The 22593-nt window shown below is 34.5% G+C and carries 26 protein-coding genes; 12 read left to right on the top strand and 14 right to left on the bottom strand.

The features are described from left to right. Positions 1 to 14: 14 nt before the first annotated feature. A complete protein-coding gene (locus tag NZ579_03215; GenBank protein ID MCS7298958.1) occupies positions 15 to 623 on the top strand; it encodes a hypothetical protein in 609 nt (202 codons plus the stop codon). A 77-nt stretch (positions 624 to 700) separates the two neighbouring features. On the opposite strand, the gene NZ579_03210 is transcribed toward NZ579_03215, so the two are convergent. Continuing rightward, on the bottom strand, positions 701 to 967 hold the full coding sequence (locus NZ579_03210; GenBank protein MCS7298957.1) for a cupin domain-containing protein: 267 nt from the start codon (positions 965 to 967) through the stop codon (positions 701 to 703). 57 nt (positions 968 to 1024) lie between these two features. After that, positions 1025 to 1156 (bottom strand): hypothetical protein, encoded by a 132-nt coding sequence (locus tag NZ579_03205; GenBank protein ID MCS7298956.1) that lies wholly within the window; start codon positions 1154 to 1156, stop codon positions 1025 to 1027. A gap of 150 nt (positions 1157 to 1306) precedes the next feature. Between NZ579_03205 and NZ579_03200 the strand changes: the two genes are divergently transcribed. Further along, a complete protein-coding gene (locus NZ579_03200; protein ID MCS7298955.1) occupies positions 1307 to 1885 on the top strand; it encodes a hypothetical protein in 579 nt (192 codons plus the stop codon). A gap of 216 nt (positions 1886 to 2101) precedes the next feature. Here the strand turns inward: NZ579_03200 and tsaE are convergent, their stop codons facing one another. Genes tsaE through queF form a run of 3 tightly spaced genes read right to left on the bottom strand, consistent with a single transcriptional unit; the run spans position 2102 to position 3947 of the window. After that, positions 2102 to 2539 (bottom strand): tRNA (adenosine(37)-N6)-threonylcarbamoyltransferase complex ATPase subunit type 1 TsaE, encoded by a 438-nt coding sequence (tsaE, locus tag NZ579_03195; GenBank protein MCS7298954.1) that lies wholly within the window; start codon positions 2537 to 2539, stop codon positions 2102 to 2104. Next, positions 2514 to 3533, bottom strand: coding sequence for a Gfo/Idh/MocA family oxidoreductase (locus NZ579_03190; protein ID MCS7298953.1), 1020 nt, complete (start codon positions 3531 to 3533; stop codon positions 2514 to 2516). Before NZ579_03190 ends, tsaE begins: the two co-directional genes overlap by 26 nt. Positions 3534 to 3542: 9 nt before the next feature. Further along, positions 3543 to 3947 (bottom strand): preQ(1) synthase, encoded by a 405-nt coding sequence (queF, locus tag NZ579_03185; GenBank protein ID MCS7298952.1) that lies wholly within the window; start codon positions 3945 to 3947, stop codon positions 3543 to 3545. Positions 3948 to 4082: 135 nt separating this feature from the next. On the opposite strand from queF, the gene smpB reads away from it, so the two are divergent. Both smpB and NZ579_03175 read left to right on the top strand, forming a co-directional pair. Beyond that, on the top strand, positions 4083 to 4538 hold the full coding sequence (gene smpB / locus NZ579_03180) for an SsrA-binding protein SmpB (GenBank protein MCS7298951.1): 456 nt from the start codon (positions 4083 to 4085) through the stop codon (positions 4536 to 4538). Positions 4539 to 4705: 167 nt separating this feature from the next. Further along, complete coding sequence (locus tag NZ579_03175; protein ID MCS7298950.1) at positions 4706 to 5275, top strand: TMEM165/GDT1 family protein; 570 nt, start codon at positions 4706 to 4708, stop codon at positions 5273 to 5275. Here the strand turns inward: NZ579_03175 and NZ579_03170 are convergent. Further along, positions 5246 to 5719: an endonuclease gene (locus tag NZ579_03170; protein ID MCS7298949.1), complete on the bottom strand. Its 474-nt coding sequence runs from the start codon at positions 5717 to 5719 to the stop codon at positions 5246 to 5248. The genes NZ579_03175 and NZ579_03170 overlap by 30 nt on opposite strands. A 4-nt stretch (positions 5720 to 5723) precedes the next feature. Further along, positions 5724 to 7373 (bottom strand): hypothetical protein, encoded by a 1650-nt coding sequence (locus NZ579_03165; GenBank protein MCS7298948.1) that lies wholly within the window; start codon positions 7371 to 7373, stop codon positions 5724 to 5726. Between the two features lie 217 nt (positions 7374 to 7590). On the opposite strand from NZ579_03165, the gene NZ579_03160 reads away from it, so the two are divergent. The 3 genes from NZ579_03160 (at position 7591) to NZ579_03150 (ending at position 11843) form a co-directional block, all read left to right on the top strand. Next, entirely contained in the window at positions 7591 to 7830 is a 240-nt protein-coding gene (locus NZ579_03160; protein MCS7298947.1) for a hypothetical protein, read from the top strand. Next, a complete protein-coding gene (locus NZ579_03155; GenBank protein MCS7298946.1) occupies positions 7827 to 8891 on the top strand; it encodes a UDP-N-acetylglucosamine--N-acetylmuramyl-(pentapeptide) pyrophosphoryl-undecaprenol N-acetylglucosamine transferase in 1065 nt (354 codons plus the stop codon). Before NZ579_03160 ends, NZ579_03155 begins: the two co-directional genes overlap by 4 nt. Positions 8892 to 9155: 264 nt before the next feature. Next, positions 9156 to 11843 carry a right-handed parallel beta-helix repeat-containing protein gene (locus NZ579_03150; GenBank protein ID MCS7298945.1) on the top strand — a complete coding sequence of 896 codons (2688 nt, stop codon included), beginning with the start codon at positions 9156 to 9158 and terminating at the stop codon, positions 11841 to 11843. 28 nt (positions 11844 to 11871) lie between these two features. Here the strand turns inward: NZ579_03150 and NZ579_03145 are convergent, their stop codons facing one another. Further along, positions 11872 to 13473, bottom strand: a complete 1602-nt coding sequence (locus NZ579_03145) for a hypothetical protein (GenBank protein ID MCS7298944.1) — start codon at positions 13471 to 13473, stop codon at positions 11872 to 11874. Positions 13474 to 13771: 298 nt separating this feature from the next. Here NZ579_03145 and NZ579_03140 point away from each other — a divergent pair, with 298 nt between their 5' ends. The 3 genes from NZ579_03140 (at position 13772) to NZ579_03130 (ending at position 15164) form a co-directional block, all read left to right on the top strand. Then, a complete protein-coding gene (locus NZ579_03140) occupies positions 13772 to 14185 on the top strand; it encodes a hemerythrin family protein (GenBank protein ID MCS7298943.1) in 414 nt (137 codons plus the stop codon). A gap of 79 nt (positions 14186 to 14264) precedes the next feature. Then, entirely contained in the window at positions 14265 to 14927 is a 663-nt protein-coding gene (locus tag NZ579_03135) for a thioredoxin family protein (protein MCS7298942.1), read from the top strand. Positions 14928 to 14954: 27 nt separating this feature from the next. Continuing rightward, positions 14955 to 15164 carry a DUF2892 domain-containing protein gene (locus NZ579_03130; GenBank protein ID MCS7298941.1) on the top strand — a complete coding sequence of 70 codons (210 nt, stop codon included), beginning with the start codon at positions 14955 to 14957 and terminating at the stop codon, positions 15162 to 15164. 35 nt (positions 15165 to 15199) lie between these two features. Here NZ579_03130 and NZ579_03125 read toward each other — a convergent pair whose 3' ends face one another. The 6 genes from NZ579_03125 to rpsK all read right to left on the bottom strand — a co-directional run bounded on the left by NZ579_03125 (position 15200) and on the right by rpsK (position 20047). Next, entirely contained in the window at positions 15200 to 16111 is a 912-nt protein-coding gene (locus tag NZ579_03125) for a divergent polysaccharide deacetylase family protein (protein MCS7298940.1), read from the bottom strand. A gap of 225 nt (positions 16112 to 16336) precedes the next feature. After that, complete coding sequence (locus tag NZ579_03120) at positions 16337 to 17578, bottom strand: serine hydroxymethyltransferase (GenBank protein MCS7298939.1); 1242 nt, start codon at positions 17576 to 17578, stop codon at positions 16337 to 16339. Between the two features lie 67 nt (positions 17579 to 17645). Further along, a complete protein-coding gene (gene rplQ, locus NZ579_03115) occupies positions 17646 to 17999 on the bottom strand; it encodes a 50S ribosomal protein L17 (protein ID MCS7298938.1) in 354 nt (117 codons plus the stop codon). Positions 18000 to 18010: 11 nt separating this feature from the next. Continuing rightward, a complete protein-coding gene (locus tag NZ579_03110; GenBank protein ID MCS7298937.1) occupies positions 18011 to 19024 on the bottom strand; it encodes a DNA-directed RNA polymerase subunit alpha in 1014 nt (337 codons plus the stop codon). 12 nt (positions 19025 to 19036) lie between these two features. After that, complete coding sequence (gene rpsD, locus NZ579_03105) at positions 19037 to 19666, bottom strand: 30S ribosomal protein S4 (protein MCS7298936.1); 630 nt, start codon at positions 19664 to 19666, stop codon at positions 19037 to 19039. 9 nt (positions 19667 to 19675) lie between these two features. Continuing rightward, complete coding sequence (gene rpsK / locus NZ579_03100) at positions 19676 to 20047, bottom strand: 30S ribosomal protein S11 (protein ID MCS7298935.1); 372 nt, start codon at positions 20045 to 20047, stop codon at positions 19676 to 19678. Positions 20048 to 20454: 407 nt separating this feature from the next. Between rpsK and NZ579_03095 the strand changes: the two genes are divergently transcribed. Together NZ579_03095 and surE are read left to right on the top strand one after the other, a co-directional pair. Beyond that, positions 20455 to 21756: a sugar phosphate nucleotidyltransferase gene (locus tag NZ579_03095; protein ID MCS7298934.1), complete on the top strand. Its 1302-nt coding sequence runs from the start codon at positions 20455 to 20457 to the stop codon at positions 21754 to 21756. A 9-nt stretch (positions 21757 to 21765) separates the two neighbouring features. Continuing rightward, on the top strand, positions 21766 to 22578 hold the full coding sequence (gene surE, locus NZ579_03090) for a 5'/3'-nucleotidase SurE (protein MCS7298933.1): 813 nt from the start codon (positions 21766 to 21768) through the stop codon (positions 22576 to 22578). Positions 22579 to 22593 lie beyond the last annotated feature (15 nt).

Genomic DNA, 22593 nt, shown 5'->3' with positions numbered 1-22593 from the left:
TAGTTAGTCATTTTATGAAACCTTTGAGAGATATACCTTTCAACATTGTAATTAAATCCATATCTGGCAAAGATGTAATAAGATTTGATGAAAATAATGAGAAACATAAGAAAGTTCTTGAAATTTTGATAGAAGTAGCCCGCCTAACATCAAAATACATAAACTCCAAAGGAATTAGTAGCAAAAGACCCAACGAAGTTGGAAATAAAGTAGAAAAGGTCGTCAAAGAAGTCTTCAAAGAGAAAGGAATCATCGCTAAAACTCCTCAAACTACCACTAGTAAGACAAAATCCTCAGGGTATCCTGATATTATTTTTTGGTACAATGAAGAACCATATTACCTAGAATGCAAAACATTCAACAAGTCTAACCTTCAATCTACTCAGAGAACTTTCTACTTCTCACCTTCTGAAAACTTTAAGGTAGCATATGATACTATACACTTCATGCTGGCTTTTGAAATATACTACGAAAGAGATAAAAACAAATACAAGTGCAAGAGTTTTAAGATAATATCAATAGAATCACTTTCGGTTGACCTTAAATATGAATTCAACTCTGACAACAAGAGAATGTACTCCAACATTGATGGAGCTAAAATTCTACACCAAGAAGAATTTTAACGTGATAAAGAAATAATCCTAATACAATACCTAACCTTCTCTTAAGAATCTCAAAATAAAACCTAGAAGTAAAAAGACTACCCTATCCTATAATGTTTCTTAACCTTCTTTAGTATCTTCCATCTACAACCAGTTCCAGACTTAAACCAAGCCATATCTCCAGCAGATATTTTCACTTTACCACCACCATCCAACTCAACCTCAACCTCTCCTTCAACCATATAAAACCTCTCATCTTCGTCGTAAAACCAGTCAAACTCACTCTCTCCCTTCTGCCACACAGGCCACTCCTTCGCTTCCTTAATCTCACTCTCAGAAGGCTTCCAAACCTTTACTCTCTCCATAAAAACCTCCTCCCTCAAAATCATAAAACACCATCAACTCAACTTCAAGTTTTAATATTACTGAAGTTTGATATTTTTGCTGAAGAGTATTCTGAATACCTCATTTTCATACCTACCCAAGTAATATTCCCCCCTCACCTTCGTAGAAAGTTTTTGATAAAGTGATTTATAGTCCTCATGTTTTGTCATATATTCCTCTTTTTTCCTTTATTTCACGAGGTGATAAGAGGTTCTTTCACATCAATTTTTATCAAACTCTACTACAAACTTCAGTCGTTTAATATTGAAAGCGAACGAAGTTATTTTTAAAATTTTCAAAGAGTATTAAAGGAGGCGAATATGAAGAAGTTGCTATTAATGACAGTAGCGTTTGTATTCGGGCTATCACTCTTTAGTATTGTAAATGCTAAAGAGTATGACACTGGCAGCAAGAGCGTAAAACTCATTGAGGTGAAAGGGCGAAAAGGAACCCTTGAATTTACAATCAAGGTTAGCGAACTGAAGAAGTATGTTGATGAAATGGTTGAAAAGGTTAAGAAAGAAGCACAAGACCCCAACCTCAAGGGAATGAAGAAAAAATCTGCTGAAGCAAGAGTTAACCTTTACCTAGAAAAACAAGAAAATCTCGCAAAGAAACCCATATACTCACTAGCAATAGGTGGCACGATGAACAGTTGGAACCCCGCAGAAAACCTTATGAAAAAAGTTGATGCTGACACGTGGAAACTAAGACTAGAAGATGTAAGGCTCGGCGACTTTATATACAAGTATGTAGTCTATCACAAAAACCCTCTTGATAAAGATTTTGACACAAAAACAGACATGACTTGGATTGAAGATCCGTTCAATCCTAATAAACAAGGAGATGGATTTGATGGATTTAATAGCGTTCTAGACCTCTCAAAGTTCAAAGAGTAGTTGTCATCTGTAAAATAATCAAAATAGGAGGTGTAATACCTCCTATATTAACATCTATTTGTTCCGCCTCTATCCCCTGATAACTTACTTGAAAGTATTAAAACGGTTGCTACAATTATTAATCATTATCTGGTGTTTATATCTTACCATTTCTTTTCTTAAATGAATACCTGAATTTATCAATATAGTGTTTAGTTTTCATAAACTTATGTTCCATCAATTTACTCTAACAATCCTTATCTGTCTCTGATTGTCATCAATTAAAGATATCTCAACTACAAAGACTCTAAAAGAAGAAAAGTCCTTATCAATCCTATATTTGTTCCATTCAATTAACTTTATTGCATCTTCATCTTGTAGGTACTCAAGGAATGTCGCATAGTCAATTTCATCAAGACTATCTATTCTATACATATCTAGGTGATATATCAAAACTTCACCAGCGTAGATATTTAGTATTGTGAAAGAAGGACTAGAAACTATATCTTCATCTATACTAAAGTGAGAACAGAATCCCTTGGAAAATGTTGTCTTACCACTACCCAAATCACCGCAAAGTATAATAATATCTCCAACTTTCACACCTCTAGCAAACTCACTTGCTATCTTCTTTGTCTCTTCACTAGACCTAGATATTAACCTGTACAGTTCCATAATGTGGATACTTTGAGAAGTTATTCTTCCACTGTGAGTATATTATATCCATAATCTTTTTCGCTACGATATGAGTTTTTAAATCCAATTCACTACTAAACATCGGTTTTTCCTTTCCAGTTATACAGCCTATGAAGTGTCTCAGCTCTCTTTTCAGAGCATCTTCTTTCCTCACATAAACCTTCTCTATGAATGCTTCCTGTATATATTTAACTTCATCTTTGTTCAGTATATAGTCTGACATTGACTGACGATATATAGTTATATCCTGCGTTGAGTAATCAATCTCAATAAAGGCACCTTCTTGAGATATTTGTAGTATTCTCTTCTTATTTTCGGTAGCCCTACTCGCCGTTATGTTGGCTATACTCTCGTCAGAAAAGACAATTGTAGCACTGGCAATATCTTCATAGTCTGAATAAACCTTTATTCCAGATGCACCTATATAGACAATATCCAAGTTGTTCTTACCAAGCAAGTTGAGTACTACATCCAAGTCATGGACCATAAGGTCAAGCACCACGCCAACGTCTTTTATCCTTGTATTTCTAGGACCCATTCTTCTTGCCTCTATCAGAAACGGTTTATTAACGATATTTCTAAGTTCCTGTATAGCGCTATTGTATCTCTCAATGTGGCCTACTTGAAGAACAACATTATGCTTGTATGACAAATCTATGAGTTTCCTTGCATAGTTTATACTTCTCGTTATTGGCTTCTCAACGAGTGTGTGTATTCCTCGCCTTATGAATTCTGACGCAACATAATAGTGAAGAAATGTTGGAACCGCTACAACAACTGCATCAACCCTTCCAAATAAATCTCTTATGTCTCTAAAATACCTTGTCTTATACTTGTTTGCAACCTCATACCCCTGCTTCTCGTTTATATCGCATACTCCAACTAAATTAACATCATCCATTCCAGCGAGAGCATTCACATGGTATTTACCCATATGTCCAACACCTATAACCGCAATATTCACTTTACTCATAATGACCCTCTATTTTGAATACTCCGACTTAACGGTAGTCTGTAACCCACCCCTTATCGTAAATTTGGCTATTACTTCCATCTTCAAAGGCTCACAAGCTTTCACAAGGTCATCAAGTATTCTATTCACAACATGTTCATAAAATATCCCAACATTACGATAGGAGTGTAGGTAATACTTAAGAGACTTTAGTTCTATACACTTCTTGTCAGGTATATACTTTATCGTGAGTTCTGCAAAATCTGGTAGCCCACTCCAAGGACACACCGATGTGAACTCATTAGTGCTTATAACTATCTCTATCGGTTTTCCTACATACTCGTAATCAAATGTCTCCAGCACATTAGAATCTATTTTATCAGTCCCATATATATCAAATCTTCTACTCTTGTATTTATCATTACCCCTACTCACCTTTAAACTCCTCCTAAATGTTGATAATAATTATAATACAAACACTCCCAATACAAAAATTGAAACACTACAAGTTATTGGAAAACCATACTTTACTACATTTATCATAAAATCATAACTCCAGGTTGTATAAAAATGTCAATAGAAATTGTATCAACTAACAGAAAGGCAAGGAAGAATTACCAAATATTTGACACTTATGAAGCAGGTATAGTCCTAGTAGGAAGTGAAATGAAGTCTGTTAGAGAACACAGAGTTAATATTGATGATAGTTTCTGTCTTGTTGAGAATGGAGAAATTTTTGCTCATAACATACACATATCCCCCTATTTTGCATCAAGTGTCTTCCGCCCTGATCCAGATAGAAAACGCAAACTTCTACTTCACCGAAAGGAGATTGATAGGATCGCAGGTCAAGTCGCAAGAAAAGGATTCGCTCTAATACCTTTGAAAGTCTATATAAAAAACAATAAATGGTGTAAAGTTGAGATAGGGGTCTGCAAAGGTAAGAAAGAATACGACAAGAGAGAAGACCTGAAAAAGAAAGATATTGAACTAGAAATGAAGAGAGTAAAAAGTAAGTATTTGTAGTTCTAGAGTATTTTATATCATCACTAGGCAAGAACTAGTAACTTAAAAATGATATATAAAACTTCAACTTCCTACAAAACTCACAGAAACTTGTAAAGAAATCACAAAATCAAAGATGATTTAGTCTGTTTATCCAGAAATATGCTCCTAGTCAAAGGAGGTAAGTAGTGCCTATATTAACTTCTTTTCTACTTATAACCATAGTTGAAATATCTGACAAAACAATGTTCCTAACTCTAGGCATGACTCCCAAATTTAGAAAGATAAGTCTTGTAGTAGGAGTGCTCCTGTCATCAATTATCATTATGCTTATACCTACCCTGGTCGGTGAATGGCTTAATAGAGTAGTTCCTAGAGGCTCTCTAGTCCTCACGAGTGGGCTTGTATTTCTAGTTGTAGGACTATTTGTAGTTTTTGAAAAGCAGAAAAAAACAGAAAAAGAGTACGTAAAAAGAATCCCCGAATTTCTTAAGGTATTTTTAATACTTTTCACCTCTGAGATGTTTGATAGATCTCAACTTACTGCACTATCTATAACCATAAACTCAAGAGAACCCCTTATGGTATGGATTGGAGGAACTTTAGGATTACTAGTGCCAAATCTAGCAGTAATATTCTTCACAGATAAGTTAGCAAACCTAATAGGCAATAACCTATTAAAATATGTTACTGGAGGTATATTGATAACAGTAGGAATCTTAACAATTCTAGAGTATTTTGGAGTCATCCAGTTTTGAAACTTTATCTTTTTGTAGCTTGTTAATATGTAATACTTCAAACCTAACTCTCTTCTCATCAACAGCTCTCTTGATAGCACTTTCAGTGACGGATAAAGGTGAATTTCCTGATTTAACTTCTATAAATACTATCTCTTTTATCTCATCCTGGACAACATTAAGATCACTATATCCATCAAACACGATATAGTCTATCGGAGAACCTATAAACCTAGCGTCAGATAAGTTGTAGTTGAAAAAAGGCATAAGAGGTAGTAGTTGTTCTGTAATTTTACCCTTTAAGACAGACCTAGATGAACTCAAAGCACTTTTCCTCTCCTCCCTAATAATCTTGTCTAACTCTCTGTTGAAAACAATCCTTGCGATAAAGTATCCTAACACAACACCAAACAGAAATGTTAAAACACCATATACTACAAATGTTAAAATAATCTCAGTAGTCATAACTCTACTCCCTATTCGCCTTTGAGAGCATCAGTCTGCTTTTGTCATACTCTCCAAGTTGCTTGTAAATACCGTAAGCACGGATATAAATATCCTTTGAAAATCTATTATTCCTCTCCATAAGCATTATAGCCTTCTCTATACTCTCCCTTGCTAAGTTAATCTCACCGAGTTTTAAGTATATGTATGCTAGGGTGTCAAAGTAATAGTAGTTATCATCAAATACAGTAGAATACTTTGAAAGTATTAAAGCCTCCTTTAAGTTCTTATTCTGAACAGCCCATACAAACGCAAGTGAATTTATTAAATCTGGATTATACTTATCCTCATCATACAGCCTCTGTATTACCTTTTCTGATAGAGCATATTCCTTCTTGTAGAACAAGATTGTAGCATACAGAAACTTAGCATAAAACGAAGACTTATCCTCAATTGAGTTATAGACCTCTTCTGAACTAGATACATCCCCTATCTCTAAAAAAACATGTGAGAGAACCATTTTATTTAGGTCACTCCCTCTTGAAATGACCTTCTGCTTTATTGACTTTGCTTCACGCAGAGCTCTATTAAACTCCCCAATTTCTACATAAACTGACGCTGTCTTAACCTCAGCCTCTAAAAAATAATTCTTCAACTCCTCAAGAAGAGGTAGTGCCTTTCTATACTCTCCAACCTCAATATGGCTTAAAGCCAGAATGTACTTTGATTCTTTTGACAACCCCTTCTTACCCGATAGTAGTTGTATTACCTTTTGATATAACTTCTTTGAGAAGAAGTTTATCGCTAGTTTCTCAACAGATTTATTGTAGATCTCTGGGTTTTTAAAAAACTTCATGCCTAGGTATAAGTATATAGGTTCAATGTAAGTTGGTTCTTTAGAAGTTATTTTTCTTTCTACAATCTTCTGAAGCATTTCACCATCTTCAGTAAACGCCTTTGCAAGTGCTATCAAGTCTTTGGACATACTCTTACTATGTATCTTGACAAACTGGTTTATTTTATTCTTACTCTCATTCCTTAGTATCATAAGTTTGAGTTGGAGTTCTTGGTCTATGATCCTATTTTCAGTATCAAGGAACTCCCAAGCCTTGTCAAAATCCATAGTATGATAGTAGGTGTTTGCAACTATAAATCTCACTTCATCCGAATCGTAGTTATACACGATATCCTGTAAGATGACATCAAAATCACTGTATTCGTATGTATATATCTTTGAGAGTAGCGCGTAGTATGACATCTCAGGAATTTCAACTAAATCCAGATATTTTTTTGATATCCTTGGTATATATTCATATTTGCCTTTTGAAAACAGGTTTCTGACAAGAAAATATATACCAGCCCTGTTTGAAGGATTTGTAAATAGTAAATTTTTCAGTGATTGGTATGTTATATCTTCAAAACCAAACTCATCAGAAATATCAACAAAAGACTCAAAAACTTTCTCATCAAAAATGTTTCTTGTATATATCAATCTTGAATATCTCAAGAGTGTGTTTGAGATAAACTTAACACTAACCTCACCACTGAGATATGAATCCTTGAGATACAACAAAGACTTGACATAAAAGTATGCCGGAGTATTGCTATACTTACTTATAGTGTTATCCAAAATGTTAAACGCCTTTAGAAAATCTCCTTCGCTGTGTAACTTCATTGACTGAATATAAACGGACTGAAAATCACTAGCCCAAGAAGAATCAAACAAAAAAAGAATAACAAAAACCGTTGACACAATGAATACTCGTGTATCCATAAGATAATAATATTATAACTCCCATAAACATAGAAAACAAATTCCACAGAACCCAAAAATCTTTGATACTTGAATAAAAAAATTCAAACCTTACATAATATCCTCATAAGGAGGTTTTATGGATCCCATTATTTCTGAAATAATGGATAGAATAAGGAACGTGATAAATGAGACACAGATTCTTGAAACTCAAATTCAAAAACTTAAAGACATCGTTGTTACATCAGAACACGAACTACTTAAGGTGAAGGAAGGTGTGTTAGAGGGCTTTCATTACCTAAACGCCAAAGTAAATAATATAGAGAAGGTCATAATGGATATTAATTCAAAATTAGACAGACTACTAGAGAATAAATGAGAATACTGATAGTTTCTGGTGGGACAGGGGGGCACATATCTCCTGGCCTATCAATATACAATAGGCTAAAAGAAGCAAAGCACGATATTCTTTTCATAACTAACCCCCACGCTCTAAAGTTTCCACTAATCAAAGATAACATTCCTTCAAATGAATTAGAGGTTATTCCTATATCAAGTGGCTTCACTAGAAACTTACTTAAGAACCTAGTCGTTATAAAGGATGCTATTTTATCCTTCTTCAAATCACTCAAGATAATTCTGAACTTCAAACCTGACAGGATTGTGCTTACAGGAGGATATGTTTCTGGTCCTGTTGGTCTCGCAGGATTAATCCTACGAAAACCTATTATCCTTTTAGAACAAAATGCTGTGATGGGACTGACAAACAAAATTATATCTCTTTTCGCTAAAAAAGTTATACTTACTTTTCCACTCGTTGATAAAAAGAACTATCCAAACAATTTTGAGAGGATTGGCAATCCGATTAGGTATGGTGAAAGAGATATACAACTAAAAGATTACGCTAAAAACACTTTTGGTTTTTCTTCAGACGATAAAGTAATAGGTATTATACTCGGAAGTCAAGGTGCCAAAAATGTTAATAAGATCATATCCGAAAACATCCATGAACTTACAAAAGAATACAAAGTGATATGGATAACAGGACAAGATTACTATCAAGAAATACTTGAAAAGTGTAAGAATGAAAGTAATGTCAAAATTTTTGATTTTATAAACGATGTCAGTTCCTTTATGAGTGCTATTGATGTTGCGATAACGAGAGGTGGAGCGAGCACTATATCAGAACTTTCATTCTTTGGAGTCCCATCTCTGATAATTCCATTTCCCTACGCATCAAAAAACCATCAGTATCACAACGCAATGTTTGTAGAGTCAAGAGGCGCAGGTATAGTAATTGAAGAAAATGATCTAACTATCAGTAAAATCCTAGAAACCATAGACTTGCTATTCAAAAACTACGACATATTTAAGTCAAATATGAAAAAACTATTCCCAAGAGACACAACAAACAAAGTTATCCAACAGATCCTAGATTAGAACAACAATCTTGTTTTTCTACTCTAAACATAGTAAATAGTGGTATATCACGATACTACTATCCAAAAGTTTAAATCCACATATCCAAATGAAATTAGTAACCAGAATACTTGACATTTAAGGTAAAGTATTTATATACTCTTAGAAGAGTATGTTGAGAGCAAAACTTTTCGTTGCTCTTTAGGTTCATAGAATTACTCCATTACATCTACGACGAAGTTTGCTCTCACATAATCTCAAATACAAAAAATATTGGAGGTATCTATGAGATTAGGCAAGTTGATATTGATTTTAAGCACCCTGTTACTGGTTAGCACTATTGGATATATCAGCTGCACTTCAGAACCAGGAAGAGATGAAAGTGAGAGAGGAAGTGGTGGAGGTGGAGGAGGAGTAGATACAACAGCACCAACCGTTACGATAATCTTTCCAACTAACAATAGTTACACGAGTAATGTTCTAACAGTAATAGGAACAGCTAGCGATACAGGTAGCGGTGTTAGAGAAGTTTATCTAAGACTATCAAATACTGGTGGTTTTGGAAAGGTAAGTGGAACTACGAGTTGGACTACTAACTTAGTAGGATTGAGTGAAGGAACTAACACAATATATGTTTATGCAGTAGATAATTCTGGGAATACGAGTTCAACACAAAGTGTAACTTTCATAGTTTCAATTTATGTATCAGTCAATATTTTAACCCCAACGAATAACCAGGCATTCAATGCAAATAATGTAAGTGTAAGTGGGACAGCAAATAGTTATAGTGGAGTAAATAGTGTGTATTTAAGGGTTGGTAATACTGGTGGTTTCGGAAGAGTTAATGGAACTAGTAGTTGGAACACTAATTTAACAGGATTAGGTGGAGGAACTAACACAATATATGTCTATGCAGTAGATAATGCTGGGAATACCAGTTCAACACAAAGCGTAAGTTTCGTAATTCAATTAGGATCATCAGTTGGCATATCAGATCCAACAAATAATCAAATAATTAACTCAACAAGCATAACTGTAAGTGGAACAGCACATAGTTATAGCAGCACAGTAAGTGGTGTATTCTTAAGGTTAGGTGATAGTGGAGGTTTCGGTCAGGTTAATGGAACTGATAACTGGACTACTAACTTGACAAGTTTGAATGAAGGTGTAAATACAATATATGTATATTCCATTGATAATGCTGGTAATACAAGTTCAACACAATCAGTAAGTTTTATAGTAGCGCTCAGAATGTATGTATCAACTAACGGTAATGATAGTAATAACGGAGTATCAAAAACCTCACCGGTGAGGAATATACAGACTGCTGTAAGTAGAGCTAGAATTTATAATGTCAATGAGATATACACAACAACTGGTTTATACAGACCTACCTCTGGTGGTGGGTTGGTTAATGAAACCGGATTTATTGGTGATAGTGGTGTATTAATAACGAATAACAACATTAGGATAATAGGAGGATGGGATGCAAATTTCAACAACATAATAGGATACAGTGAGCTGGATGGTGAGAATATTTTATATCATATATTATTCATTACCAATGCAACCAACATAGTTATAAAAAACCTAGTAATAAGAAAAGGTAATGCAAATTACAGTAGTTTCCCTCATAGCGTAGGAGGAGGAATATACCTTGACAATGTTTCATACAGCCTGATAAGTAATGTCGTAATATCAAACAACTCTGCTAGCTCAAGAGGTGGTGGAATATACATTGCATCTTCTCATAGTAACATCATAATTGCAAATATATTCAGTAATAGAGTTGTAAATTATGAGGGAGGAGGTATATATCTATCATACTCTCACAGTAACCTGATAAGTGGAAGTGTATATTACAATAGTGCATCAGGTAATCAACCTAGTAGCTTAGGAGGAGGAATATACTTGTATAGTTCAAGCGAGAATTTAATAGCAAGTAGTGTATACAGCAACTATTCTACAAGAGGGGGAGGAGGAATATATATGTATTACTCGCATACTAATATTATAGCTAGTAATGTATATGCTAACTTGAGTTCTAATGATGGGGGTGGAATATACCTTTACTATTCTCATAACAACACTATAAGTGGTAATGTATTTAATAATACTGCTGCTACCAACGGAGGAGGAATATACCTTTTGGTTGCTGATAACAACACGATAAGTGGTAATGTTTATAGCAATGAGTCTATACAGGGTGGTGGAATCTTCCTGCAACAATCTGATCTTAACAACATAACTAGCACAGTATACAACAATAGAGCCAAATTCACAGGCGGAGGAATAAACCTAAGTAGCTCTCGTAATAATACCATAAATGGAATTATACACAATAACTACGCTAATTTCTCTGGAGGTGGTATAACACTAGACTATTCTCATAGCAATAGTATAAGTGGTACTATATTTAGTAATTCTACTACAAACTGTGGAGGAGGAATATATATAAACAGTTCACATACTAATAGTTTATCTGGAAGTGTGTATCAAAACATTACAGAGACTGGTGGAGGCATATATATATCCAGTTGTAATTACATTACAATAGTTGGTAGCGTGTATAACAATATTGCTACTAATCACGGAGGAGGATTATCAATAGTATTAGCGTCAAATGTCTCATTACTCAACTCTTACATAACCAATAATTGGACACTCTCATCTACAAACTCAGTCATTTACTTGCATGAATATCAAAGTAAGTTGAAGAATCTTATAATCTCAAATTGCTTCATAGGTGGTAATAATGATACTACAGCGATAGGTATATATGAGGAAAATGAAGACATAACAGGTCATAAACTAGTAAATAACACATTCATAACGAACAGGTTGAAGTACTTGTACAGAGAATATACTGGAAACATACTAATAACAAATAATATTGACTGGACAAACATAAATAACCCATTACAAATAGACTCAACTCCTGATTCTACTAACAACACAGTTGCCAACATGTAATTCTTCATAAGGGGGCAGTTATGCTCCCTTAGTATCTCCTATTAAGTGTCTCACTTTGATCTATATACATAACAGTTTCTTTGATCTTAAGCAACCACTCCGTTCTAGTATAAGGTTCTATCCTACCGTGTAAGATACGATACAAGTCATGAATGAAGAAACCATTTGGAGGAAAGTATGAGTAGTGCGTTACAAACATCTTGAGCCTGTTTGAAAAGGTGTCAAGTGCTACCTGATTACCCCTATTCAGAATACTATCAACTATATTCCCGAAAACTATGTTTGAGTCAAGATTATAAACATACCTCAAGTAGTAATTACCTGCTTCTTCAAACATCTGGTCCGTATAAAACTCATACAGCATGTAGAAAGAATAATCTATCCCAGCATCTCTAAACATAAACAGATCCTGTCCGTGTTCCCTCCCAGCGTTCCACCCAAGCATAAACGCAATGAGAGGCTTATTTATACCCCTATTCATAAGTTCTTCCCTTATCTTCTTTATTATCTTACTTACCCTTACGGACTGATACCATCTGAAAACTCTTCTCAACTTCTCATTACTTGCTACAAACCTAGACATTCTGTCAATGTTATTGGTAGGATACGAAATATTGGTTATAGACTCTAGGTTTAACTTTAACAGTATCTCGTTGTAAAAGTCAGGTATAAGTTCATATCCTCCGTAGTCTCCTACCCTAATAAAATCTAATCCCAGAAAATCTACATAATCCAATCTACCTATATAGGTAAGGATATCAATAATATCCTGAACTCGCTTTGAAGAAGTTATGGAAGTGAATTTGTATTCATCTGTAATCTTTCCATTCCTTAAAACTTTTATAGGCTTATAACCTTTAAAAATATTCTTTTTATCCTGACCGAGAGTAAGAAAGCACATTACATACGCACCAGTCTGTATACCTTTATCCTTAAGATACTTTAACACACTAAGGTTTGTAAGAACAACAGGATACCAAACATTCTTCTTATCCTTGAGATAAGTTGTCTGCGCTCCAAGCATGAGAAAAGTATTCAAATCTGAACCTAGCATTAAGGAAGCAATCCTATCAGACACTTCTTTATAAGTAAGTCTTCTACTATCACCAATCAAAGAATCCTCTTTAGAACCTGCATAGGATTGTGTCAAAACTTTCTTCCTTCTATAAGGAAGATTTGAATATTTTTGGATATTTTTCTTGCTTTTATCTCTTCTTGAGAATAAGTCTCTTATATCAAGGTTTTCCTCAAATGTTAGAACTTTCAAAGGTTCTAAAAGCCTTGCTTGTTGCCTTGAGAAGAAAACTACGTTGGTTTTAAATAGGATAGTGTCCTCTGAAGAGATGATAACGTCGTATATACCATCCCTAATGCCATAAGGTGGGATATACAGGAATACAAGAGAGTCTTTTGAAACCACGGGTTTTATCCTATCTCTCCCTATAATGTCAGGAACGACTCCTCCGTCTCTTGTAAGCATCAAGTGAATGTCTGCATAATCGGACAGAGAATTATCAAAGCCTTTTACTACCACTTCAATGTAGTCGTAGTGAAACTTTTCAACTGAATTCATTGATACTTCAAAGCCATATACACCAGCTGTCAAGAAAATCAAAAACAACAACACCATAACTTATATCTGTTTTCGGATACAGACAAAAAATATCAAACAAAACATCCCAACTTATCAATTTTTATTGGACTGAAGTTTTTATACGAGTTCGGTGAAAATTAATGTGAAATGACCTCCTCTCACTTTGTTTCTCCTCTAGGCAGATAAGTTTGAGAATTGTCTGGATGAGTTACAATAACTTTAGGTATTAATAATACTCTTCCACAAAAAATACCAAATTCTTGACCAATCTTCATAACTTCAATTATTGAAAAATATTGCAAATTGGTTTATTATCATTATTGAAGGAGGATTTATGAAAGCACTTGCTTTTGATGAAAACATTTTAACAAACATAGAAAAAATTGACGAACAACACAAACACTTAATAAGTGTAATAAACTCATTCCTAAAAGCCATTGACGATAAACTTCCCATACCAGAACTTGAAAGAGCGCTTGACCAAATAATTTTTTATTCTTCATTTCACTTCTCACATGAAGAGGAGTTGATGGGAGAATATAATTGTCCATTGATCAATTTGGCAAAACAACAACATCAAAGTTTCATTCTAAACCTAAACATGCTAAAATATAAACTAAGAGCATTAGGTATAACTTCAGAAACGATACAAGAAATAGAGCTATTGATAGAACAGATGATCAATCATATCATTACTCTAGATACAAAAATCCAGGGTTGTCATTGTCAGAATAAATCTAAAAAATAGGTATCCCTGTTAAATCAGCATAACCGTTGATTTAGTAGATATATATTAGTATATTTTGATACAAAAGGAGGATATTTATATGGATAGAATAATTGATGATGAATCTAGAAAGTATCTGAAGGACAAGTTTGAATCCCTTACCGATGAAGTTGATATCAACGTTTATTACGATGACGACAACGATGAGGCAAGGGACTATGTTGAATTTACTAAAAAGTTTGCTTCAGAGATAGCAGACATAAGCGATAAAATCAAGTTATCTCTGGTTCAATCGAAAATTGGTAGCCAAACAAAGTCAGGTATGACGATCAGAACAAATCCTAGTATCACCATAGGAGAAGATAGGGGGTACAAAATACTCTTCAGTGGATCACCTCTCGGATACGAAGCAAGTCAGATCGTTGAGACTATAGTTATGGTTTCAACAGGTAATCATGAATTTGACGAAAACATAGCAAACGAATTAAAGTCTGTATCAAAGGATGTTCATATAAAGGTCTTTGTTACACCAACCTGTCCATACTGTCCAGGTTCTGCTTACCTTGCTAACAGAGTTGCAGTTGCATCTGGGGGGAAGGTTCTATCAGAAACTATTGAGGCAAATGAAAATCCTGACTTAGCAGTTCAATGGGGTATTGAAAGCGTTCCAACACAAATAATAAACGATGATGAACAATCAATAACTATAGGTCTCCAAGGAGAGAATGAGTTTGTAAATCTTGTGCTGTCTTATGGTAAATAGAATATAAAACTCTAAGGAGGGTATATTATGCTTAAGTTTGAGGTTAATGAAGGCGTAGCTGACAGGATAATAAGAGCGATTATTTCCGTCGGGCTCATAATCGGTGGAGTCATAAGTAGCGGTATCCTCCAGATAGTTCTAATAGCTTCTGGAGTAGTTCTTGGTATAACCGCTATAACAGGCTTCTGTGGAGTATATGCACTCCTAGGTATAAACACCTGTGGAACTAAAAAGTAGTAGTATCTAAAGGGGGCTAAAGCTCCCTATCCTAACTATAATTCTTTCTCTAAAAGATCATAAAGATCTTTTAAATTAACAAATCTATACTTGTTTGATACACTCCTATACCATATATCCAGTGCTTTTATGGTGTTTTTCCTAATATGACCTATAGCAATACAGAATCCTTTCTTTTTAGCAATGTTTTCAACCTCCTGTAATCTGTCCATTATGTAATATTTTGAAGATACATTATCAATGAAAACATCTCTTTTTAGAGGAACTAATCCTAATTCTCTGGCTCTCTTGAAACCAACAGTATTCGGAGTCGTGACCGAGTCAAGAAAAAATTTTCCTCTTTCCTTTAAGAAGGACAATACAATACTCATAACTTCATAATCTTCTGTTGCTTTTGAACCCATGTGGTTATTCATACCATAAACAGGAATCTCATTAAAGGCATTCTCAAGAATAGATAAAATTTCTTCTTCTTTCATTCCAACCTTTATGTAATTCTTGTTCCTATTGTATCTGTTGTTATAAGACTCCATAGGCATATGGATTATAACTTCTTTACCATTATCTTTTGCTATCTCATATACTTTCCTTGAGTAATCAAGGAATGGTATCACTGCAACAGTTATAGGTAAGTTCTTTATTGCATACATAACACTCTCATCCAGCGAATATCCAAAATCATCTATCACGATTGAAATAATAGGTTTCCCTACCCCATCAACAACTATATCATCCGCACTCTTGAAAACCTCTTGAACCTCCTTTTCATAATCTTCATTATTTTCTCCAACTTCTGATGATTCATCGTTCATATGTTCATGATGCAATTCGTATATCTCATTACTAAATGACTTGTAAGCTATCTGAGAAATAAATGGAATACCTAATATAACAAATACAATAGCAAAGATGTAAATAATAACAGATATAACTATGCTTTTACCCATCCTAATAAAGATATAATCGGAAACACAATAGATCTACTACATCAAGGTATCAAAGTCAACTATTCTCAAGTACTCAATCGTTATAACAAAAACTGAACATTGTTTTTTGTTTTATACAATAAAAAACTTAAAATTCGCAAAACAGTTTGAGTAATTGATAGTTTTTAAGTAATATCTACTCAACAATTAGAGAATAAAAGAAAATCACTTTCTAACAAGCATACTCTACAAATACAATGGGAATCTCTTACATAGGCTTACAACTTTCTCTCTTACAGCATTTAAAACAACATCACTATCTCTATTCTTTATAGCCTCGTCTATATACTCTGCAATCTCTTCCATCTCTGGCTCTTTCATTCCCCTAGTTGTAACCGTTGGAGTTCCTATTCTTATACCGCTAGGGTTCATAGGAGGATTTGGGTCAAAAGGTATGGCGTTTTTATTAACTGTTATACCAACTTTATCAAGAACATTTTCTGCTTCACCACCAGTCAATCCTTTACTTCTCAAGTCAATGCTAAACATATGCGAATCAGTTCCACCGGATACTACTCTATATCCTCTTTTCATAAGTTCATCTGCGAGTTTTCTGGAGTTCAGAAGAACCTGTTTTTGATAAACTCTAAACTCTTCCGTCATAGCTTCCTTGAAAGCAACTGCCTTTGCTGCAATTACATGCATAAGAGGGCCTCCCTGAACACCAGGAAATACTGATTTATCTATATCTTTAGCATAAACTTCCTTTGTAAGTATCAAACCTCCTCTTGGACCTCTTAAGGTTTTATGTGTAGTAGTAGTAACAAAATCTGCATAAGGAACTGGAGACTCGTAATAACCTGCAGCGACTAAACCTGCATAATGCGCTATATCAGCAAGTAAATATGCACCTACATTCTTTGCTATTTTAGCGAACCTTGCGAAATCAATTTGTCTTGAATATGAACTAGCACCACAAACTATAATTTTAGGTTTGGTTTCATGCGAAATCCTTTCAACCTCTTCGTAGTCAATTAATTCCGTATCTTGATTAACACCATAATATACAACACTATATAGTTTTCCAGAAGAATTAACCTTACTACCGTGTGTAAGATGACCTCCGTGAGATAAGTTCATCCCGAGTATAGTATCACCAGGTTTAAGATAAGATAGATAAACAGACATATTTGCTTGAGCACCTGAATGAGGTTGAACATTTGCGTGTTCAGAATTGAAGAGTTTTTTAGCCCTTTCAATCGCAAGTGTTTCAACAACATCAACAAATTGGCATCCTCCATAATACCTCTTTGAAGGGTATCCTTCGGCATACTTATTAGTTAGAACACTACCCATTGCCTCTAGAACAGCCTTTGATGTGGCATTCTCAGAAGCTATCAACTCAAGATGGTATTCTTGTCTGTTTATCTCATTGATTATAGCATCATATATCTCAGGATCAACCTCTTTTAGAACTCTACCTCTAATAATATCAAAAGTAGATGATATGACCACAAAATCCTCCAGATGTAAAAAATTAATATTATTTTGAAGATTAGACAAACTCTATTACTGCAAGCTCAGCACTATCTCCTTTTCTATAGATGCCTAACCTTACTACTCTCGTGTAACCACCAGGTCTGTTAAGATATCTAACAGCTATATTCGTAAATAGTTTAAATAAATCCTTCTTGTTCCTCAAGAAAATGAATACAAATCTTATGTTATGTAATGTATCTTTTTTAGCCCTCGTTACAAGTTTTTCAACCACCTTTCTTAAATACTTCGCTCTAGCAACAGTAGTTACAATTCTTTCGTTCTTTATTAGAGAAACTGACAAGTTTCTTAACATAGATTTTCTATGTTCTTTGTATCTGCCAATCTTCTTGACTTTACTACCGTGTCTCATAAACAACCTCCTCAAGAGCCCTTCTCAAATTCTTCAACGACCTCTTTAGGTAAATGCATACCTATACTCAAACCCCATTCGTCAAGTTTCTTCCTAACTTCTTCTATTGACTTCTTACCAAAACTTCTGAACTTGAGTTCTTCCTCATGCTTGCTAACAAGGTCATATATTTTTGTTATACCCGACTCCTTGAGTATGTTGAAAGTTTTCGCAGATAGGTTAAGTTCTTCTATTGAAGCAGAGAGTTTTTTAATGATCTCTCTAACTTCTATTACTCTACCCTCCACCTTTGAAATATTAATATCACCTATGGAAACTTCAGCAATAGACCTGACGTAAGACTTTAAAACTTCAATAGCAACATTATATGCTTCAACCGGAGAGACACTACCATCTGTCTCAATTTCAAGGATTAACTTTTCCTTAATTTCATTATTTACCCTAACTGTCTCAACATCAAAATTAGCTCTTTTTACCGGAGAATATATAGCATCAATAGGAATTAATCCAACTTCAACGTTTCCATTTTCTGATCCTATCTCATCCACGAGTATTGCCCCTTTACCATAGGTTATTACAAGTTTTATCTTCAACCTTGCATCTTCATTAAGAGTAAGTAATTCCAACTCTGGATTAAACACAACAATATCAGAGTCAAACCTAGATAAATCTCCTGCTTTGAAATTACCCTCACCTTCCAAGGAGATAAAAACTTCCTTTCTATCTTGTCCAGAGTTCAGCTTAAGTCTTACTTGTTTAAGAGATAGTATGAAATCAATGTAGTCTTCCTTTGCACCTTCTATTGGGGAGAATTCATGTAAAATACCATCTATCTTAACAGCACTTATAGCATAACCTGGAATAGAAGACAGAAGCACTCTTCTTAGAGAATTACCTAAAGTAGTTCCAAAACCTTCATCAAGAGGGCTTATTATTACCTTAGCATAATTTGATGTAAGAGAAGATCTATCACATATAACTTCCTTGGGAAATGTAAACAAGCCTAAAACTCTAGTAACATCCATACACCACTCCTACTAAAACTTAGAATAATACTCAATTATGTATGAGAGATTTATATTAGTGTCTAAAGATAGATCCTGACCTTGAGGTAGGTTCAGAACCTCTATATGCTTTTTTTCAACATCAAGTTTTAACCACTGAGGTATGTAAGTTTGGGATTTTTTCTTTGCATTTTCAACTAACTCTTCACTCTCAAGAGTGAAATCAACAATATCTCCAGGTTTTACTAGGTAAGAAGGAATATTTACATATTTTCCATTGACCTTGAAGTGTTTATGAGATACCAGTTGTCTTGCCTCTCTTCTTGATCTGGCAAAACCAACTCTATACACAACATTATCAAGCCGTCTCTCAAGAAGTGATACGAGATTATCACTAATAACACCACCTTTGCGCTGTGCTACATCCAAGAACCTTCTCAACTGTCTTTCTGATAGATTGTATAACCTTCTCAACTTCTGCTTCTCTCTGAACCTCAAACCAAACTCTGACAAGGTAGGCTTGAGTTTTTTAGGTAGCTCACCTGGTTTCTTTTTTCTTGATGAAAGAGGACACTTCGGAGTATGACATTTTTCCCCTTTCAAGAATAGTTTTACACCTTCTCTTCTACACAATCTACAGACAGGACCGATATACCTTCCCATAACACCTCCTTAAACTCTTCTCTTCTTTTTGGGTCTGCATCCATTGTGAGGAATAGGAGTAAGGTCTCTTATCTTTCTAACCTTAACTCCTGAAGCTATGACAGACCTAATAGCAGTCTCTCTACCAGGACCAGGACCTTTGACATGAATATCAACTTCCCTTATGCCATAATTAATTGCTTCTTTTATAGCCCTCTCAGCAGCAACTTGCGCTGCATAAGGTGTTCCCTTCTTAGTGTTCTTAAAACCTGAAGACCCTGCACTAACCCAACAGATAACATTCCCATTCATATCAGTAACCGTAACTATAGTATTGTTAAAAGTTGATTTTATATGAACAATACCCTCAGATACCTTCTTTTTATCTTTCTTCTTTGCCATACATACCTCTAAAACATAATTTTGAAAGAAAACCCAACTCAAATTCAATTTCGGATTGAAAGGTTTAAACAAGTAATATCCTTTAAAATTTAATTTTATAACACATAAAAATGAGTTCTCAACAAACTAATTTAACTATACAATAAACTCTAAAATTCACAGCCAGAGTAAAGTTCTTTCTTTTCTTCACAGTCTCTATCAGGTGTGATTAAATATTCTTCTTAGAACAAGTAACTAAAAGTCCTAGTATGAAGTTAATTTTCACAACTAACGACACTACATAGAACCTAAGGAAGTGAGTAAGCAAAGAGTCTAAAATCTTGACTACTTACCTAATGTGGAATTTATTGCAACAATATGTAGCAATTTGAACTAGGTAAGAGAGATACTTTATATTTTCGTAGAATATGAAAGTTATTGTTCTATGTGGTGGTAAAGGTAGAACGCTATGGCCTATATCAAGAGACAACATTCCAAAACAGTTTAGTAGGTTAATATTTGATAAGTCACTTTTTGAGGGAACTCTAGAAATTTGGAGTGGATTATCTCCAGCCGAAGATATTCTTGCGGTCGCACCACAGGATAGCAGGTTTTTCATAAAATCTCAGTCAATAGAAGTATTCAAAACCAAACCCATAAAGCACCTTCAAGAACCTTACGCTAGAGGAACTCTTAAAGCAGTAGCTTATGCTATCTTAAACCTTATCCAAAACGAAGTCAGTAATAGCGAAATCATAGCAATATCAAACTCAGACCAAATATGGAGAATAGATAAGGAAAATTTCTCCAAATTGTTCAACAATACCATCAACAAACTACTCCCCAATAAAATCATAGCAATAGCTAGTAGTAAAGCAAAACTCCTCAAAGACAAGATACTAACCGAAAAAATTAATAACTCTTCTCTACAAAAATTCCTTTCATTCTCAAAAACCTCAAATCTCAGCAATATTGGGCTGTATATATCCTACTTATCAGTATTCAGAGACATCATCCAAAGAGCGTATTCAAAATCTATTGAAAGCATAATTGAAGATGAAACACTCGACGGAGCAAAATTTGAGGATGCAATATCAAGAATCCCCGAAAACATCCTAGTTGATGACTGGAAAGTTGATGTTATTGATATTGACAATCTAGATGACATATCCTTACTCCTAGATAAAGACAAAAACGGCAACTATATAAAAGGTGATGTTGCTATTCACAAAAGCAAAAACACTACAGTAATATCAACTAAAAGGCTTGTTGTAGCAGAAGGAGTTAAGGATCTGGACATAATAGAAACTCCTGATGTTGTCTATGTATCAAACAAAAAATCTGAAAAATCCATACTATCGGTGATAAAGGATAGAGAAGAAGCAAAGGTAGGAATAACCGACTACAGACCTTGGGGAAGTTTCACAGTGTTAGATAAAGGTCCTAACTACCAGATAAAGAAAATAACCGTAAACCCTGGTGAATCCCTAAGCCTTCAGCTCCATTACCACAGAAGCGAACACTGGGTTGTAGTGAAAGGAACTGCTAAAGTTACAATAAACGATAATGTAATCTACATTAGGGAGAATGAAAGTACATTTATACCCAAGACTGCAAAACATCGTTTAGAGAACCCTGGCAAGATTCCTCTTGAGATAATAGAGATACAGATAGGCGAATATCTGAGCGAAGATGATATTGTTAGATTTCAAGATGTTTACGGGCGATAGAGGAGATTTATGAATATACTACTCGTTAATGATGATGGGATACAGAGCCCAATATTGAAAATGCTTTACGAGGAACTATCAAAAAAGCACAAAGTTTTTGTTGTAGTACCCGATGGCAACAGAAGTGGAGCATCACATTCTATCACAGTGTTTAGAAGTATAAACCTAAAAAGAATTGATGAAAACATATACTCAATAGATGCTATGCCTGCCGACTGTGTTAAGATAGCGTTTTTATCTCTTGTGAAAGAAAAAATAGATCTCACAGTTTCAGGTATAAACCTAGGTCCTAACCTAGGACTTGACATTTACTACTCTGGAACTTTCTCCGCCGCAAGAGAATCAGCAATGCTCGGCGTAAGGGCTATATCATCGTCAATAAATGTAGGTTGGTATGAGATTGATAACGATCTATTCAAACAAGCAGCACTTTTCATATCAAAACTGGTGGATTTCTACCCTATTGAACAGATACCAGTTGATGTGTTCCCAAACATAAACATCCCAAAAGCGAAATTTAGCGACATAAAAGGAGTTCGCCCTGCAAAACCTTACGAAAGATACTACTTTGAAACATCCTACATCAAAGAAGAGATTACATCGGACGATGAAGAAAAGTGTAATTACATACTTGATGGCGGAGTTAGAGAACATCTGGACATTTCAGACTCTGATATTTATCTAAACAAAAACAACTATATAACTTATACGATGTATAGCTATTATCCCTTCAAACAACTTGAGAATTATGAAATACTAGTCTATGAGAGCTTTAGGAAGGCTCTTGACTATACGAAATCCTATTTCAGTACTAAACCTTAAACAGAATCATAAAGA

It is taken from the genome of Spirochaetota bacterium, assembly GCA_025061835.1.
Taxonomy (GTDB): Bacteria; Spirochaetota; Brevinematia; order DTOW01; family DTOW01; genus SKYB106.
This window is presented reverse-complemented; position numbering and strand designations above follow the sequence as displayed.

Bases quoted from the DNA above. Each gene is read 5' to 3' on its own strand.
- NZ579_03190 (MCS7298953.1), bottom strand. From the start codon at position 3,533: ATGAGTAAAGTGAATATTGCGGTTATAGGTGTTGGACATATGGGTAAA.
- rplQ (MCS7298938.1), bottom strand. From the start codon at position 17,999: ATGAGACACGGTAGTAAAGTCAAGAAGATTGGCAGATACAAAGAACAT.
- NZ579_03215 (MCS7298958.1), top strand. From the start codon at position 15: ATGAAACCTTTGAGAGATATACCTTTCAACATTGTAATTAAATCCATA.
- NZ579_03135 (MCS7298942.1), top strand. From the start codon at position 14,265: ATGGATAGAATAATTGATGATGAATCTAGAAAGTATCTGAAGGACAAG.
- NZ579_03110 (MCS7298937.1), bottom strand. From the start codon at position 19,024: ATGGATGTTACTAGAGTTTTAGGCTTGTTTACATTTCCCAAGGAAGTT.
- NZ579_03200 (MCS7298955.1), top strand. From the start codon at position 1,307: ATGAAGAAGTTGCTATTAATGACAGTAGCGTTTGTATTCGGGCTATCA.
- NZ579_03165 (MCS7298948.1), bottom strand. From the start codon at position 7,373: ATGAAGTTACACAGCGAAGGAGATTTTCTAAAGGCGTTTAACATTTTG.
- NZ579_03205 (MCS7298956.1), bottom strand. From the start codon at position 1,156: ATGACAAAACATGAGGACTATAAATCACTTTATCAAAAACTTTCTACG.
- NZ579_03150 (MCS7298945.1), top strand. From the start codon at position 9,156: ATGAGATTAGGCAAGTTGATATTGATTTTAAGCACCCTGTTACTGGTT.
- rpsD (MCS7298936.1), bottom strand. From the start codon at position 19,666: ATGGGAAGGTATATCGGTCCTGTCTGTAGATTGTGTAGAAGAGAAGGT.
- rpsK (MCS7298935.1), bottom strand. From the start codon at position 20,047: ATGGCAAAGAAGAAAGATAAAAAGAAGGTATCTGAGGGTATTGTTCAT.
- NZ579_03095 (MCS7298934.1), top strand. From the start codon at position 20,455: ATGAAAGTTATTGTTCTATGTGGTGGTAAAGGTAGAACGCTATGGCCT.
- tsaE (MCS7298954.1), bottom strand. From the start codon at position 2,539: ATGGAACTGTACAGGTTAATATCTAGGTCTAGTGAAGAGACAAAGAAG.
- NZ579_03155 (MCS7298946.1), top strand. From the start codon at position 7,827: ATGAGAATACTGATAGTTTCTGGTGGGACAGGGGGGCACATATCTCCT.
- smpB (MCS7298951.1), top strand. From the start codon at position 4,083: ATGTCAATAGAAATTGTATCAACTAACAGAAAGGCAAGGAAGAATTAC.
- NZ579_03140 (MCS7298943.1), top strand. From the start codon at position 13,772: ATGAAAGCACTTGCTTTTGATGAAAACATTTTAACAAACATAGAAAAA.
- surE (MCS7298933.1), top strand. From the start codon at position 21,766: ATGAATATACTACTCGTTAATGATGATGGGATACAGAGCCCAATATTG.
- NZ579_03145 (MCS7298944.1), bottom strand. From the start codon at position 13,473: ATGGTGTTGTTGTTTTTGATTTTCTTGACAGCTGGTGTATATGGCTTT.
- NZ579_03160 (MCS7298947.1), top strand. From the start codon at position 7,591: ATGGATCCCATTATTTCTGAAATAATGGATAGAATAAGGAACGTGATA.
- NZ579_03130 (MCS7298941.1), top strand. From the start codon at position 14,955: ATGCTTAAGTTTGAGGTTAATGAAGGCGTAGCTGACAGGATAATAAGA.
- NZ579_03210 (MCS7298957.1), bottom strand. From the start codon at position 967: ATGGAGAGAGTAAAGGTTTGGAAGCCTTCTGAGAGTGAGATTAAGGAA.
- NZ579_03125 (MCS7298940.1), bottom strand. From the start codon at position 16,111: ATGGGTAAAAGCATAGTTATATCTGTTATTATTTACATCTTTGCTATT.
- NZ579_03170 (MCS7298949.1), bottom strand. From the start codon at position 5,719: ATGACTACTGAGATTATTTTAACATTTGTAGTATATGGTGTTTTAACA.